At 72.7% G+C, this 15570-nt stretch carries 15 protein-coding genes; 10 read left to right on the forward strand and 5 right to left on the reverse strand.

The features are described from left to right. The 4 genes from DLJ47_RS36785 to DLJ47_RS11450 form a co-directional block, all read left to right on the forward strand. A partial coding sequence (locus DLJ47_RS36785) for an RNA-guided endonuclease InsQ/TnpB family protein (protein ID WP_109900020.1) occupies positions 1-1311 on the forward strand: 1311 nt, incomplete at its 5' end. Further along, entirely contained in the window at positions 1298-1483 is a 186-nt protein-coding gene (locus tag DLJ47_RS37740; RefSeq protein ID WP_342447633.1) for a peptide-methionine (S)-S-oxide reductase, read from the forward strand. The genes DLJ47_RS36785 and DLJ47_RS37740, both read left to right, overlap by 14 nt. Positions 1484-1597: 114 nt before the next feature. Further along, positions 1598-1732 carry a hypothetical protein gene (locus DLJ47_RS37475; RefSeq protein ID WP_255562308.1) on the forward strand — a complete coding sequence of 45 codons (135 nt, stop codon included), beginning with the start codon at positions 1598-1600 and terminating at the stop codon, positions 1730-1732. 286 nt (positions 1733-2018) lie between these two features. Further along, a complete protein-coding gene (locus tag DLJ47_RS11450; protein ID WP_109900021.1) occupies positions 2019-3143 on the forward strand; it encodes a low temperature requirement protein A in 1125 nt (374 codons plus the stop codon). A gap of 41 nt (positions 3144-3184) precedes the next feature. Here DLJ47_RS11450 and DLJ47_RS11455 read toward each other — a convergent pair whose 3' ends face one another. Continuing rightward, entirely contained in the window at positions 3185-3886 is a 702-nt protein-coding gene (locus DLJ47_RS11455; RefSeq protein WP_199235792.1) for an alpha/beta fold hydrolase, read from the reverse strand. Between the two features lie 159 nt (positions 3887-4045). On the opposite strand from DLJ47_RS11455, the gene DLJ47_RS11460 reads away from it, so the two are divergent. Then, positions 4046-5437, forward strand: coding sequence for a hypothetical protein (locus tag DLJ47_RS11460; protein ID WP_109900023.1), 1392 nt, complete (start codon positions 4046-4048; stop codon positions 5435-5437). A gap of 55 nt (positions 5438-5492) precedes the next feature. On the opposite strand, the gene iolD is transcribed toward DLJ47_RS11460, so the two are convergent. Genes iolD through iolC form a run of 4 tightly spaced genes read right to left on the reverse strand, consistent with a single transcriptional unit; the run spans position 5493 to position 10097 of the window. Then, positions 5493-7337: a 3D-(3,5/4)-trihydroxycyclohexane-1,2-dione acylhydrolase (decyclizing) gene (iolD, locus tag DLJ47_RS11465; RefSeq protein WP_109900024.1), complete on the reverse strand. Its 1845-nt coding sequence runs from the start codon at positions 7335-7337 to the stop codon at positions 5493-5495. Continuing rightward, a complete protein-coding gene (gene iolB, locus DLJ47_RS11470; protein WP_109900025.1) occupies positions 7337-8233 on the reverse strand; it encodes a 5-deoxy-glucuronate isomerase in 897 nt (298 codons plus the stop codon). The genes iolD and iolB overlap by 1 nt, the downstream gene beginning before the upstream one ends. Then, a complete protein-coding gene (locus DLJ47_RS11475) occupies positions 8230-9117 on the reverse strand; it encodes a Cgl0159 family (beta/alpha)8-fold protein (protein WP_088994351.1) in 888 nt (295 codons plus the stop codon). The genes iolB and DLJ47_RS11475 overlap by 4 nt, the downstream gene beginning before the upstream one ends. Beyond that, complete coding sequence (gene iolC, locus DLJ47_RS11480) at positions 9114-10097, reverse strand: 5-dehydro-2-deoxygluconokinase (RefSeq protein ID WP_109900026.1); 984 nt, start codon at positions 10095-10097, stop codon at positions 9114-9116. Before iolC ends, DLJ47_RS11475 begins: the two co-directional genes overlap by 4 nt. A 190-nt stretch (positions 10098-10287) precedes the next feature. On the opposite strand from iolC, the gene DLJ47_RS11485 reads away from it, so the two are divergent. From DLJ47_RS11485 to DLJ47_RS11505, 5 genes are all read left to right on the forward strand, one after another. After that, positions 10288-11025, forward strand: a complete 738-nt coding sequence (locus DLJ47_RS11485) for a GntR family transcriptional regulator (RefSeq protein WP_109900027.1) — start codon at positions 10288-10290, stop codon at positions 11023-11025. A gap of 153 nt (positions 11026-11178) precedes the next feature. Continuing rightward, positions 11179-12576 (forward strand): extracellular solute-binding protein, encoded by a 1398-nt coding sequence (locus tag DLJ47_RS11490; protein WP_109900028.1) that lies wholly within the window; start codon positions 11179-11181, stop codon positions 12574-12576. After that, a complete protein-coding gene (locus tag DLJ47_RS11495) occupies positions 12551-13498 on the forward strand; it encodes a carbohydrate ABC transporter permease (protein ID WP_199235793.1) in 948 nt (315 codons plus the stop codon). Before DLJ47_RS11490 ends, DLJ47_RS11495 begins: the two co-directional genes overlap by 26 nt. Beyond that, positions 13495-14376 (forward strand): carbohydrate ABC transporter permease, encoded by an 882-nt coding sequence (locus DLJ47_RS11500; protein ID WP_197700294.1) that lies wholly within the window; start codon positions 13495-13497, stop codon positions 14374-14376. Before DLJ47_RS11495 ends, DLJ47_RS11500 begins: the two co-directional genes overlap by 4 nt. Beyond that, positions 14376-15569: an ABC transporter ATP-binding protein gene (locus DLJ47_RS11505; RefSeq protein WP_109900029.1), complete on the forward strand. Its 1194-nt coding sequence runs from the start codon at positions 14376-14378 to the stop codon at positions 15567-15569. The genes DLJ47_RS11500 and DLJ47_RS11505 overlap by 1 nt, the downstream gene beginning before the upstream one ends. Position 15570 lies beyond the last annotated feature (1 nt).

A 15570-nucleotide genomic window follows, 5' to 3' on the forward strand; every position in this document is an offset into this window, starting at 1 on the left:
CGTTACAACTTCCGCGTCTACCCGACGCCCGGCCAGCAGATCGAGCTGGCTCGGGCGTTCGGGTGCGCGCGGGTGGTGTTCAACGACGGGCTGCGTCTGCGCCAGCACGCCCGCCCGCAGGGCGAGAGGTACATCTGCGACGCCGAGCTGTCCCGACCGCTGACCACCGAGGCCAAGCTGACCCCGCAGCGGGCATGGCTGGGCGAGGTCTCGGCCGTGGTGTTGCAGCAGGCACTCGCGGACTTGAACACCGCGTACCGGAACTTCTTCAACTCCCTGTCTGGCAAACGCAGGGGCCGCACGGTCGCGCCGCCGCGGTTCCGGTCGCGCAAGGACAACCGGCAGGCCATCCGGTTCACCAAGAACTCCCGGTTCACGGTCCTCGACAATGGCCGCCTGCGCCTACCGAAGGTCGGCGACCTGCCCGTGCGCTGGTCACGCAACCTCCCGGCGGACCCGTCGTCCGCGGCAATTATCCGGGACGCATCTGGGCGGTACTTCGCGTCGTTCGTCGTGCAGGCCACCGACGAAGCGCTGCCGCCGGCCGACTCCGAGGTGGGTATCGACCTGGGGCTGACGCACTTCGCGGTCCTCTCGGACGGCACGAAGGTCACGGCACCGACGTTTCTGCGCCGTGCGGCCCGCAAGCTCAAGCGGTTGCAGCAGGATCTGTCCCGCAAGCAGCGGGGCAGCAGCAACCGCAAGAAGGCCGTCAAGAAGGTGGCTCGGGCGCACGCCCGGGTGGCCGACACCCGGCGGGACTGGCAGCACAAGCTGTCCACGGCGATCATCCGCGACAACCAAGCGGTGTACGTCGAGGACCTGTGCGTGGCTGGTCTCGGCCGTACCTGGCTGGCGAAGTCCGTGTACGACGCCGGGTGGGCCAGCTTCACCGCAATGCTGGAGTACAAGGCCGCCCGCGCCGGGCGGAGGTTCGCAAAGGTCAACCGTTTCGCGCCCACGTCGCAGACCTGCTCAGCGTGCGGCCGGATCGACGGACCCAAGCCGCTCAACGTCCGGTCATGGACCTGCCCATGCGGGGCGACCCATGACCGGGACGTGAACGCGGCGATCAATGTGTTGGCCCAGGGACGCTGGGACAACTCAAACGCCTGTGGAGCGCAGGTAAGACCGGCATCCGTGCCGGCGCCGCGCCGTGAAACAGGAATCCGCCCGAGCGCCACGCGCTGTTCCGCGCGCAACGCGGAGGGAATCCCCGCCCTTCAGGGCAGGGAGAACGTCAACGGTCCGCCATCTTCTACACGACGAGCAGCAGCGGCGGGTCGCGGAGGACACCATCGCCGACGTTGACGCCTCCGGCCTGTGGCCGGGAAAGGTGGTCACCGAGGTCAGCCCCGCCGGGCCCTTCTGGGAGGCCGAGCCGGAGCATCAGGACTACCTGGAGCGCAATCCCGGCGGATACACCTGTCACTTCGTCCGGCCGGAGTGGAAGTTGCCCCGGCGCGGGGAAAGAGCCGGCTGACGCAGCCGGCCGCGGCCGGTCACCGCCACCCCCAGGTCAGCCCAGGTGTAGCGGGCACGTCAGGTGGTATCCGGGGGCGCGAGACCAACATCGCGGCACTGGAAGGGTGGCCCCATGGCGGTCAAGACCGAAGCGCGGGTGGACGCAGCCGGAATACGGCGGTTTACGGTGGAGATCCCCGAGGTGGACCTGCAGGCGCTGCGGACCCGCACCGCGGGGCTGCGCACCGCCTTCCCATCGGTGCGCTGAGCGCGCCCGACCAGTCGCACCGGTCCTCGTACCGATGAACCGTCCGTCGGCGCGTCGGAGCACCCGGCGTGGGCGCGGTCACCGCGCCCCCGGCCGGCGCTCCGGCTCGCCGGCCTGCCCGCCGTACGCTGCACCGCGCCGGTCGCTCTCCCCCCGCCTAGCAGTTCCGCGTCCGCCGGGACCGCGTACGGATGCTGCAGGTGCGACGATGCCGGCAGGACGGGCGGGCCGATGACGACGGGCGGGGCCAGGCTGCTGCGGACGCCCCGGGGGGCCGCGGCGAGCGATCTTCCTTGAACTCTTCTTCGATCTGGTGTTCGTCGCCACGCTCGTGCAGCTCTCGCGGGGCCTGATGGGGGACCTCAGCTGGGGCGGGGCCTTCCAGACCCTGGTACTGCTGCTGGCCATGTGGTGGACCTGGAGCATCACCACCTGGACGACCAACCTGTACGACCCGCAACGCATGGAGATCCAGTTCCTGGTCACCGCGACCATGCTGGGCAGCCTGCTGATGGTGGCCGCGCTGCCCGACGCGTTCGGGGCCCGCGGGCTGGTCTTCGCCGGGGCGTACGTGGCCATCCACGTCGGCCGCCAGGTCTACTTCGTCCTCGCCCTGCGCGGTCACCAGTTGCAGCGCAGAAGCCTGCGACTGCTGTTCTGGTTCGGCGTGTCGGCGGTGCCGTGGTTCGCCGGCGCGCTCATGGCGGGTCCCGCGCGGCCGGTCCTCTGGACGCTGGCGGTCGCGGTCGACTACACCGGCGGGATCCTCCGCTTCCCCACGCCGGGGCTGGGCCGCTCGCCCGAATCGGACTTCCCGGTCCTGGCCGAGCATCTGGCCGAGCGGTACCGGCAGCTCTTCATCATCGCGCTCGGCGAGTTGATCCTGGTCACCTCGTTGACCCTGGGCGGTACCGGCTTCGCGGCCGACCGGATCGTGGCGTTCGTGGTGGCGTTCGCCGGCACCGTGCTGTTCTGGCGGATCTACGTCTACCGGGCCGGTGACCTGCTGCCCGCCGCCATCGCCGCGGCCCGCAAGCCGGACAGCCTGGCCCGGTGGGCCGCGCTCGCTCACCTGGTCATGCTGGCCGGCATCGTGGCCACCGCGGTCGGCGACGAAATCGTCATCAAGCATCCGCTCGGGCTCTCGCAGCCGGCCTGGGTCGCCGCCCTCCTCGGCGGACCCGCGCTGTTCCTGGCCGGCCGGGCCGGCTTCGAGTACGCCGTCTTCGCCCGGACGCCCCGCGCCTGGCTGATCGGCATCCTCGTGCTGGCCGCCCTGGCGCCGCCGCTGCTGCACGCACCGCCGCTGCTGGTCGCCGCGGCGGCCCTCGCGGTCCTCGTCGGGGCCGCCGCCGCCGACGCGGCCCGCGCCCGTCGGCATCCGCCCGCGCTGCCGGCACCGCCCGGGTAGCCGCAGGCGCCAACCGGTCGGCGGGCCCCGTCAGATGAGGATCAGCCGACGCTGGTCGCGAAGCGGCGGATCGGCTCCGACCACGCTTTCGGATCCCGCCAGGGGAAGGTGTGGGCGCCGGCGACTTCGACGTACTCGCCCGCAGGCGGTAGAGCAGCCAGCCGGCGACCCCACCGGGACGTGCCGATCACGTCGTCGCGACCCCGGATGACCAGCAGCGGAACCTCGAGACGGGCCACCGGTTCCTCGATCGGGTGGTCGAGGTGCGCGCGTGCCAGGTGCAGCATGCGGCCCAGCCCGGCCCGCTTCCATTCGGGGCGGTGCGACTCGGTCAGCCCCGGTGGCTCGCGGCGTCCGTCCAGCCGCCAGCGGACGAACAGCCGCAGTGGGCTGCGAGCGGCAGGGTCCACCGTCGGGCTGGCAAGGACGACGCCGTGCACGTCGGGCCGGCCCACCGCGGCCTGCGCGGCGACCTGGGTGCCGCTGGAATGGCCGGCGAGCACCACCGGGCCGAGTCGTCGGGCGGTGAGCCACTCGCCGACGGCACGACCGAACTCCGGCACGGTGAGCTCGTGCGGCGGGTCGCCGCTGCCGGGAAAGCCGGGCAACTCGACGAGGTGTGCCCGGGTCCACTCGCCGAGGGCGCCAAGGCCCGGCATCAGGTAGTCGGCCACTCCCATGCCCTGGACGAGCACCAGCTCGGGCAGGTCGGATCGCGGCTCGCCGACCGCCCGGCTGCGCATCCGACCCAGCGGACCGTCGTGGTACGACGTCGCGACGTTTGTCGGGAACGGTGGCGCGTACGGCTGAGGCTTGCTCCGCATACCCGGGGTTACCCGACAGCTGCGGACGGAATCGGGCGTACCGGGCGACTTTCGGGGTACCCGCCCGCGGGAGGTGAGATGAAACTACCCCGTGCGGTGGCCACCTTCGACTCCGCTTCCGCAATGGTCATGTCGACTGCCCGCTTCCTGCGCGATCGCGACACGCCACCGATGGGCCGGCCGACCGGCCGTTTGCTGCGCCCGGTAGCCGCCACGGCGACCCGGCTTCCGGTCCGGCTGCGGGAGACGATCTACAGCCTCGCCAGCGGTGCCGAGGGGCGGCCGGCGGCGCGGATGGCCACCCTCGACATCGAGGACGTCGCCGCCCGGATCGTGGATCTCTACCCGCCGCGCCGATATCCGGCGGTCGTGGTCGGCTCGTCCAACGGCGCGCTCGTCCATCTCTGCGCGGCCCTCGGTATCGCGTGGTTGCCCCAGACGCTGCTGCTGCCGCTCCGACAACGGCAGGTGCCCCCGGATGATCCGATGCGCGCCGTGCACGCCTTCGACACCACCGCCCAGGCGCTGTTGGCCCGCAACCCCGACTTCGTCCTGCACCACTTGCATGATCCGAACCAGGACCGGTTGACGTCACGGCGGATGGCCTACTTCCGGGTCAAACGCACCCGGCTCGGCCCGGCGTACGAGCGATTCCTGAACCGGACGCTCGATGCCGGCGGTGTGCTGCTGCTCGCCGAGTGCGCCCGGCGATGGCCGACGACCCGCGTCGGCGAGCGGCACGTCTTCCAGTTCGGTGCCCTCGGCGGGCTGGAGCCCGCGCAGTACCACGACGGCGACCCCCGAACGGCCGCGTACCTGCGCCGCTACGGAGTCGGGCGGACCCGGTGGGAGGCGCCGACGCCCGACGGCGAGAGCCCGGAGGCGGAGTGGGGGTTCGAACCGGCGCTCCGGGACGACGCGATCGCGTTCGCGCGCCGGCACGGCTACCAGGTGCGGCGGCTCGTCTTCGACGATCCCGAGGACCTCAGCCCACTCGTCGCCGACCTGTACCGCTGGTGGTACCGCCAACGCGGCCTGCCGGCCGATCGACTGCTGGTGGAGTCGTTCATCCTGATCGACCCCTGGTGGGCGCTGCGGACCGGTTGCGTGCCCTACTGGTGCACCTTCCCCGTCCAGTCCTCCGCCGACGCCCTCGCCCGCCATCTCGATCAGTCGGACGCCTACGACCACCTCCACCTCGCGCTGTTCTGTCACGGAGTGGAATCCGTGGGACTGGCACCCGTCGACCGGTGGCACGCACTGCTGCGACGCGCGGCAGTGGCGGGTTCGTTCGCCGGAGTGGATCCTCGGCGCTACCCGAGTGACCTGTCGACCTTCTTCCGCTTCCAGTCGGCCCTGCGGGCCATACCCGCCCGGTACCCGATCCCCGAGCCGCTCTCGCTGAGCCAGTTCGACCGGTTCTTCGCGCAGCATCGCCATCGCTACCCAGCCGTGCGGCTGGACGGCTGAGCAACGGGCTGCCGGGCGATCCCGGCGCGTACGTCCGACGCCGCGGCGGCCGGAGTCAGGCGGGCCGCAGGTGGGTGTGCCGGCCCTTACGCCCCGTCTCGTACGCCGTCCGGGCGGCCCGCCCCTGCTCCGTCGTCGACACCTCGGCGACCGGGACGTCCCACCAGGCGCCGGCGTCCGGACCGGCCTCGAACCGGTCGGTGGTCACGTGCACCACGGTGGTACGCGTCGCCGCCGTCGCCGCGGCCAGGGCGGCGCGCAGCTCCGCCATTGTCGACACCCGGATCAGCTCCGCGCCGAGGCTGGCCGCGTTGGCGCCGAGGTCGACCGGCAGCGGCGCTCCGGCCCGGTCGAGGTAGGCGGTGCCGAGCCGGTGCGCGCCGACGCTCTCGGACAGCCGACCGATGGAGGCGAAGCCGGAGTTGTCGACCAGCACCACGACCAGCTTGACGCCTTCGGCGACCGCGGTGGCCAGCTCGCTCGGCAGCATCAGGTAGGACCCGTCGCCGACGAGCACGAACACCTCGCGCTCCGGCGCCGCGAGCTTCACCCCGATGCCGCCGGGAATCTCGTAGCCCATGCACGAGTAGCCGTACTCGACGTGGTAGCTCTTCGGGTCGGCGCTGCGCCACAGCCGGTGCAGGTCGCCGGGCATCGACCCGGCCGCGCAGACCACCACGCCCCGGTCGCCGGCGGCGTCGTTGACCGCGCCGATCACCGCGGTCTGGGTCGGCGCCGCGTCCGGCGCGGCGTGCCGGGCGGTGTCCGCCACCGCCGCCCACCGCTCGCGCAGCCGGGTCACCGACTCCCGGTACTCCGGCGGGGTCTCCCAGCCGGCGCAGGCAGCGTCCAGCGCGGCGAGGCTCTCCCGGGCGTCGCCGACCACCTGCGTGCCGGAGAGCTTCGCCGCGTCGAAGCCGGTGACGTTCAGGTTGACGAAACGCACGTCGGCGCCGAACAGGGTGCCGGAGGCGGTGGTGAAGTCGCTGTAGCGGGTGCCCACCCCGAGCACCACGTCCGCGTCGGCGGCGATCTCGTTGGCCGCGGTGGTCCCGGTGACGCCGACCGCGCCGAGGGCGAGCGGGTGGTCGTACGGCATCGCGCCGGTGCCGGCCTGGGTCTCGGCCACCGGCACCCCGTGCTCCTCGGCGAACCAGCGCAGCGCCTCGGTCGCCCCGCTGTAGATCACCCCGCCGCCGGCCACCACCAGCGGCCGGCGCGCGGACCGGACGATCCCGGCCGCCCGGGCCAGCGCCGCGATGTCCGGCAGCGGCCGGGGCACGTGCCAGACCCGCTCGGCGAACAGCTCGTCGGGCCAGTCGTACGCCTCGGCCTGCACGTCCTGCGGCAGGGCGAGGGTGACCGCACCGGTCTCCGCCGGGTCGGTCAGCACCCGCATCGCGGCCAGCAGCGCCGCCGGCAACTGCTCCGGCCGGTTGATCCGGTCCCAGTAGCGGGAGACCGGCCGCAGCGCGTCGGTGACGCTGACGTCGTAGGAGCGCGGATCCTCCAGTTCCTGCAGCACCGGGTTGGCCACCCGGGTGGCGAAGATGTCGCCGGGCAGCAGCAGCACCGGCAGCCGGTTGATGGTGGCCCCCGCCGCGCCGGTGACCAGGTTCGTCGCGCCCGGCCCGATCGACGTGGTGCAGGCCAGCGTGCTCAGCCGGTCGGTCATCCGGGCGTACGCCGCGGCGGTGTGCACCATGCCCTGCTCGGTGCGGCACAGGTGGTACGGCAGGTCGGCCCCGGCGGCGGCCAGCGCCTCGCCGATCCCGGCGACGTTGCCGTGGCCGAAGATGCCGAAGCAGGCCGGGATCAGCCGTTGCCGCCGCCCGTCGCGTTCGGACCACTGCCGGGCGAGGAACGTCACGACCGCCTGCGCCACCGTCAACCTGGGCATCACACCTCTTTCGTTTCGGGCCGGGTCAGCGGCAGCCGCTCGTCGACCTGCTGGTCGGCCCAGCTGCCCCGGATCCAGCCGTGCCGGGGGTCGTCCACACAGGCCATCGTCCGCGCCGCGCCCGGCCCGGCCAGCACGTTGAGGTAGTACAGGTCGTAGCCGGGCGCGGCCATCGACGGCCCGTGGTAGCCGTACGGGACGAGCACCACGTCGCCGGTGCGCACCTCGGCCAGCACGTCGATCGGCCGCTCCGCGGTGCCGTAGACCCGCTGGTAGCCGACCGGCCCGTCACCGGGCGCGCCGCCGGCCACCTCGAAGTAGTAGATCTCCTCCAGCGCCGCCTCCACCCGCCCGTCGGCGTGGGTGCGGTCCTCCTCGTGCTTGTGCGGCGGGTACGACGACCAGTTGCCGCCGGGGGTGAGCACCTCGACGGCGACCAGCCGGTCGCAGTCGAAGGCGTCCGGGGCGCAGAAGTTGTTGACCTGCCGGCTGGCCGACCCGGCGCCGCGCAACTCCACCGGCACGTCCCGGGCCGCGCCGTAGCGGGGCGACAACCGGCGGGTGGCCCGCGCCGAGGGCAGGGCGAAGCGGCCGGCGCCGCGGATCGTCGCGGTGGCGTCGCGGGGCAGGTAGGCGAAGTCGGTGACCGCGGCGAACACCGACTCGCGGCCGGTCAGGTTGAGCCGCAGCCCGTCGCAGTGCACGGTGGCCGCGCCGGCCAGCGGCACGACCAGCATCTCCTCCTCGCCGGTGGCGAAGGTCAGCTCGCCGTCGGTGGGCAGGGTGAGCACCCGCAGGCCCGCGTACCGCCAGCCGGCCCACTCGGGGGTGACCTCCAGCGCCCAGGGCGGGCGGGCGGTGCCGCCCCACGGCAGGTGGGCGTCCGCGGTCCTCACGCGTCCTGCCCGGTGGGTAGCAGCGAGCCGGCCAGGTCCACCGCGGCGGCCACGTCGTCGTCCGGCGGGTAGAGCAGCGCCCGGCCGACCACCAGGCCGCGCACGCCGGGCAGCCGCAGCGCCCGCTGCCAGCGCGCGTACACCACGTCCGGCGCCTCCACCGGGTCGCCGCCGAGCAGCAGGACCGGCAGCGTGGTCGCTGCCATCACCGCCTCCATCTCGTCGATCGCCGGCAGCTTCAACCAGGTGTACGCGCTGGTCGCGCCGAGCGCCTGCCCCACGCTGACGCCCTTGATGACCGCCTCCGGACGCAGGTCGGCGCTGACCCGGCCGTTGGTGCGGGCCACCCAGAGCGGCTCGACCAGGGCGACGGTGCGGTGAGCCGCCAACGCGGTCACCGCCTGGGCGCAGGACTGCAGGGTGGAGGCGGTCCCCGGGTCGTCCGGGTCGATCCGGCAGAGCATCTTGCCGCCGTCGTAGCGCATCGCGGCGATACTGTCGGCGTCGTACGCGGTGAACCGGTCGTCGAGTTCGAAGCTGGCGCCGGAGAGGCCGCCGCGGTTCATCGAACCGATGGCCAACCGGTTCTCCAGCGCCCCGAGCAGCAGCAGGTCCTCCAGGATGTCCGGGGTGCCGAGCACCCCGTCGACGCCGGGCCGGGACAGCGCCAGGCGCAGCCGGTCGAGCAGGTCGGCGCGGCCGGCCATGGCCATCGGCCGGTCCCGTACCCCGAGCGCGCCCCGGGCCGGATGGTCGGCCGCGATGACGAACAGCGGGCGGCCGGGCTCGGGCCAGGGCCGGCGGGTACGGCGGGCGGCGGCTTCGGCGATCGCCTGTGGCCGGTGCGCGCGGGTGCGGGTCAGCGCGGCGTACTCGGTGCTCACCGGTCTTCTCCTGTCAGGACGGCGGTCGACGGCGCGGGCGGCGGCGTGGCGTCCCCGGCCAGCGCCGCGGTCTCGGCGTAGTCGGGCATGGCGGCGGAGCAGGCCAGGCGGGAGGCGACGATGGCGCCGGCGGCGTTGGCGAAGCGCAGCGTCCGCTCCAGTGGCCAGCCGCGCAGCAACCCGAGGCAGAGCGCGCCACCGAACGCGTCGCCGGCGCCGAGCCCGTTGACCACGTCCACCGGCACCGGCGGCACCCGTACGCTCTGCTGCCCGGTGCGGGCGAGCACGCCGGCGGGCCCGAGCTTGACCACGGCGAGCCGGGGCCCCCGGGCCAGCAGCAGGTCCGCGGCCCGGTCCGGGTCGCGGGTGCCGACCGCGACCTCCACCTCGTCGAGGTTGCCGACGGCGACGGTGACCCGGGGCAGCACCTCGGCGACGGCAGCGGTGGCGGTGGCCGGGTCAGGCCAGAACATCGGCCGGTAGTCGAGGTCCAGCACGGTGTGCGGGCGGCCATCCCGGGCGGTCAGCGCGGCGGCGTGCGCGACGCGGCTGGGTTGCTGGCACAGGCCGGTGCCGGTGAGCCAGAAGACGCGGGCGGCCACGATCGCGTCGAGGTCCAGCTCGTCGGGGTGGATCTGCAGGTCCGGCGCGGTGGGGGTGCGGTAGAACCAGAGCGGGAAGTGGTCCGGCGGGAAGATCTCGCAGAAGGTGATCGGGGTGGGCAGCCCGTCGACCGGGTGGACCTGGCTGTCGTCCACCCCGTACTCGCGCAGCGCCCGGTGCACGTAGTCGGCGAAGGCGTCGGCGCCGGTGCGGGTGATCACCCCCGCGCGCAGCCCCTGCCGGCTGGCCGCGACGGCCACGTTGGTGGGGCTGCCGCCGAGGAACCGGCCGAACCTCTCGACCTCGGCCAGCGGGGTGCCGACCTGCAGCGGGTAGATGTCCACCCCGACCCGGCCGATGGTGAGCACATCGAGCATGCGGCGCCCTCCGTCCCGGCCGGCGTCGGCGTACCCGCCGGCTCGTTGCCGTCCCTGATTGGTAACAGTGCCGTGCGAGTTGTGTCAATGTGTTGTCATGACATCCGCGCTCTGCGCTCGGTGACCGCTTCGGTACAGTGGCGCCCATCATCACGCCCCGATCCCGCGCAGCCGCAGCGAGGAGGTTTCCGTGACCGGCCCCGAGATCGCGGTCGACCGCAGCAGCCCGGTCCCGCTCTACTTCCAGGTCGCCGAGCAGTTCGCCGCGGCGATCCAGCGCGGTGACCTGGCCCCCGGTGACCGCCTGGACAGCGAGTTGCAGCTGGCCGACCGGTTGGGCCTGTCCCGGCCCACCGTGCGGCAGGCCATCCAGCACCTGGTCGACAAGGGACTGATCGTCCGCCGCCGCGGCGTGGGCACCCAGGTGGTGCGCGGCGAGGTACGCCGGGCGGTGGAGCTGACCAGCCTGCATGACGACCTGGTCCGGGCCGGCCAGCGCCCGTCCACCTCGGTGCTGGAGCTGGCCGTCGTGCCCTGCCCGCCGGCGGTCGCCGCCGCGCTCGGCCTACCGCCCGGCGGCGAGGTGCAGCACCTGCGCCGGCTGCGGTTCTCCGACGGCGAGCCCCTCGCGGTGATGGAGAACTGGCTCCCGGTCGACCTGCCGAAGCTGACCATGGAGGCGCTGCAGGCCGACGGCCTGTACGCGATCCTGCGCAGCGGTGGCCGGCGGATCCGCGGCGCCCACCAGCGGATCGGCGCCCGGGCCGCCACCGCCGCCGAGGCGCAGATGCTCGGCGAACGGCGCGGCGCGCCGCTGCTCACCATGACCCGCACCGCGTACGACGACCAGGGCCGTTACGTCGAGCACGGCGCGCACATCTACCGGGCCAGCCGGTACTCGCTGGAGGTGACGGTCGCCGAGCGGTGACGGTCAGTGTTTCGCGCTCATTTCAGTGACAGGTATTTACGTCGTCAAGCTGTCATGACATTGTGGCCGCAAGCACCGCCGGCGCCGGACGTGCGGCCCGGCGGGCGACCCGCGAGTCTCTTCGAAGTCTCTCCTTGCGAAGGGAAGCAGCCCATGTCAGCCAAGCCGAGACACGCAGCAGGCGTGCTCGCCGCGCTCACCGCCGTCGCTCTCACCGCCACGGCCTGCGGCGGCTCGGACGAGCCCGCCGGCAAGGACGCCAAGAACATCACCCTCACCATCTCCGCCAACGCGATCGCCGGCGGCAAGAACGCCGCCGGTGCGGAGTGGATCCAGAACTGGGTCATCCCCAAGTTCGTCGAGGCGCAGAAGGCCAAGGGCGTCACCGCCAAGGTGACGTTCGTGCCCAGCGGCGTCGACGACGAGCAGTACAAGACCAAGCTGGCCCTGGACCTGCGCTCCAAGGGCGGCGCCGACGTGATCGCCGTGGACGGCATCTGGGTCGGCGAGTTCGTCCAGGCCGGCTACCTCAAGCCACTGTCCGAGGTGGCCGGTGACCAGGTGGACTCCTGGGAGGGCTGGTCACAGATCCCGGACACCGTGCAGGGCCTCGGCTCGTTCGAGGACAAGCGCTACGGCATCCCGCTCGGCACCGACGGCCGGGTCCTCTACTACAACAAGAAACTCTTCGCCCAGGCCGGCCTGCCCGCCGACTGGCAGCCCAAGAGCTGGCAGGAGATCCTCGACGCCGGCGCCAAGCTCAAGGCGCTGCCCGGGGTGACCCCGATCCAGATCAACGCGGGCACCGCCATGGGCGAGGCCACCTCGATGCAAGGCGCGCTGCCGTTGCTGGTCGGCGCCGGCGGCGAGATCTACAAGGACAGCAAGTGGGCCGGCGCCAGCCAGCCGGTCAAGGACATGCTCGACTTCTACGCCAAGGTCTACGGCGGCGGGCTGGGCGACCCGAAGCTGCAGCAGGAGGCGAAGGGCCGCGACAAGTCCTTCGCGGAGTTCGCCGCCGGCAAGATCGGCATCCTGGCCGAGGGCGACTACTTCTGGCGCAGCGTGGTGAACCCCAAGGACGGCATCGCCAAGATGGCCGACCGGGACACCACCGTCGGCTACGCGATGATCCCGGCCAAGCAGCCCGGCGCCGGCATCCGCGGCCAGGACTTCGTCAGCATGTCCGGCGGCGGCGTGCGGGTGCTCAACCCCAACTCGAAGTTCCCGTCCCAGGCGTGGGAGCTGCTGTCGTTCATGCACTCGGCGGAGGCGGTCAAGGCCGAACTGGCCGGCGCCGCCCGGATCACCGCCCGCACCGACGTGAACAAGGAAGTGCTCGCGGCCGACCCGATGCTCAACTTCGTCGCCGAGAAGGTGCTGCCGATCACCGCGTACCGGCCGCCGCTGGCGGTCTACCCGCAGATCTCGGTGGCGCTACAGGAGGCGACCGCCGAGGTCACGGCGGGCAAGAGCGTGGACGAGGCGGCCAGCGCGTACCAGAAGAAGGTCGAAGGGTTCGTCGGTGGTCCAGGTAACGTCACCTCCTGACGAGGTGGTCGAGGGAGCGCGCCCGGCGACGGGCGCCTCCCCGGCCCCCGACGCCGCCGGGCTCGGCCGGGCCCGGGCCACCGGGTTCCTCGTCCCCGCCATGCTGCTGATCCTGGTCTTCCTGGTGGTGCCGGCGGCGTGGACGATCTACCTGGGCGTCACCAACTACCGGCTGACCGGCCTGGCCGCCGCCAACCCGGAGATCGTCGGCCTGGACAACTACACCCAGGCGCTGGGCGACGAGCGGTTCCGCACCTCGCTGCTGCTGACCCTCCAGTTCGTCCTCGGCTCGGCGGTCATCGGCCAGGCCGGGCTCGGCTTCGCCATCGCGTTCGCGCTGCGCGACCGGCGCGGCCCGCTGCGCCGGCTGGTCGAGGGGCTGGTCCTGCTCTCCTGGATCCTGCCCAGCTCGGTGGTCGCCTTCCTGTGGATCGCCCTGCTCGACCGGGACGCCGGCACGCTCAACGCGCTGCTCGGCATCCCCGGGATGGCCTGGCTGCTCGACTACCCGATGCTGTCGATCATCATCTTCAACACCTGGCGCGGCACCGCGTTCTCGATGATGCTCTACGCCGCCGCGCTGGAGAACGTCCCCCGCTCGCACCTGGAGACCGCCCGGCTGGCCGGCGCGTCGACCTGGCAGCAGCTGCGCGACGTGGTCTTCCCCCGCATCCGCGGGCACGTGCTGACCAACCTGCTGCTGATCAGCCTCTGGACGTTCAACGACTTCGCGCCGTTCCTGATCACCGCCGGCGGCCCCGAGCAGCGCTCGGAGATCCTGCCGGTCTACGTGTACAAGGTGGCGCTCTCCGGCGGCGAACTCGGCTTCGGCGCCGCCATCTCGTTCCTCATGCTGCTGATCAACCTGGTCATCGCGCTGGTCTACCTGCGCATGCTGGGCCGGCGGAAGGAGCCGGCGTGACCACCACCACCGCACCGTCCGCCCCCACCACCGAGCCGACCGGCGACGGCCCGACCATCGCCGTACGGCACGTGCTCGCCCGGATCGGCCGCTACACGTTCCTCTGCGTCGTGCTCGGGTTCTTCGCGCTGCCGCTGCTGTGGCTGGCCACCGCCCCGTTCGACGACACCCCGACGATCACCGCGTCGCTGCCGCAGTTCACCCTGGACAACTTCCGCGCCCTGCTGGACAACCCGTACGCGCTCAGCTCGCTGCTCAACTCGGTCTACCTGGCCGGCGGCACGGCGGCGCTGGTGGTGGTCTTCGCCGCGCTCGCCGCGTACGCGCTGAGCCGGGTCCGGGTGCCCGGCCGCGACGCCCTGCTCTACGGGCTGCTGCTGCTGTCCTCGATCGTCACCGGCACCGCCACCATGGTGCCGCTGTTCGAGCTGGCCTTCCGGCTCAACCTGATCGACTCCCGGCTCGGCGTCATCCTGATCCTCAGCGGCGGGCTGCTGCCCGCGGCCATCTTCATCCTCAAGGACTTCATGGACTCCACCCCGACGTCCTACGAGGAGTCGGCCCGGGTCTTCGGCGCCAGCCCGTTGCAGATCATGCGGCACATCGTGGTGCCGGTGGTCCGCCCCGGCCTGGCCACCGTCGGGGTGTGGGCGGTGGCCAACGTGTGGGGCAACTTCCTGGTGCCGTTCCTGCTGCTGCGCGGCCCGGACAAGGCCCCCGCCGCGGTGATCATGTACACCCTCTACACCGAGGGCGGCCAGGCCGACCTGCGGCTGCTCTCCACCTTCTCGCTGCTCTACTCGCTGCCGGTGGCGCTCATGTTCGTCTTCGTCAGCAGCCGGTACGGATTCCGCTTCCACGGAGGGATCAAGCGCTGATGTCCGCCATCACCATGCGCGAACTGACCAAGGTCTACCCCGGCGGAGTACGCGCCCTGGACGCCCTCGACCTGGAGATCGCCGACGGCGAGTTCTTCGCCCTGCTCGGCCCGTCCGGCTGCGGCAAGACCACGCTGCTGCGCACCATCGCCGGGTTGGAGGTCGCCTCCGGCGGCAGCGTGCACATCGGCGAGCGCAACGTCACCAACCTGCCCCCGGGCAAGCGGGACGTGGCCATGGTCTTCCAGGACTACGCCCTCTTCCCGCACATGACGGTGCAGGAGAACATCGCCTACCCGCTGCGGATCAAGAAAGTCGACCGGCGCGCCCGCGCCGACAAGGCCGCCGAGACCGCCGACGAGCTCGGCCTGTCCGGGCTGCTGGCGCGCCGTCCGGGGCAACTCTCCGGCGGCCAGCAGCAGCGGGTGGCGCTGGCCCGGGCGATGGCCTGCCACCCGCAGGTGTTCCTGCTCGACGAGCCACTGTCCAACCTCGACGCCCGGCTCCGGCTGGAGGCGCGCACCTTCCTCAAGCGGCTGCAACGCGAACTCGGCGTCACCACCGTCTTCGTCACCCACGACCAGGCCGAGGCGCTCGCCCTGGCCGACCGGATAGCGGTCATGGAGGGCGGCCGGATCCGCCAGGTCGGCACCCCCACCGAGGTGTTCCGCCGCCCCGCCAACACCTTCGTCGCCGGCTTCATCGGCTCCACCCCGATGAACCTCGTCGACGCCCGGGTGGACGGCGACGAACTGGCCGTGGGCCGGGCCCGGCTGCCGCTGCCCGACGACGCCCGCGGCCAGGTCACCGACGGCGAGCGGCTGGTGTACGGGGTGCGGCCCGAATACCTCGACTACTCCCCCAGCCCGATCCCCGGCGCGCTGACCGGGCAGGTCGTGGTGGTGGAGAACCTGGGCAGCGTCTCCCTGGTCTCGCTGGACGTGCCCAGCGACGACGCCGACGCGACCGGCGCCGCCGACACGGCCGGGGACGGCGGCACGGCCGGGGACGGCGGCGGGCGGACCAGCGTGCAGGTGGTGGTCGCCGAGGGCGGCGAACCCGAACCGGGCGACACCGGTTGGGTGGTGCCCCGACCCGGCCGGTCACTGCTCTACCGCGACGGCGACCTGGTCACCGCCGGCGAGGCGGCCACCGTGCCGGCCCCACGCGCCGGCGCCGGCGTACAGGGCTGAA

The organism is Micromonospora sp. S4605 (assembly GCF_003176715.1).
Taxonomy (GTDB): Bacteria; Actinomycetota; Actinomycetes; order Mycobacteriales; family Micromonosporaceae; genus Micromonospora; species Micromonospora echinaurantiaca.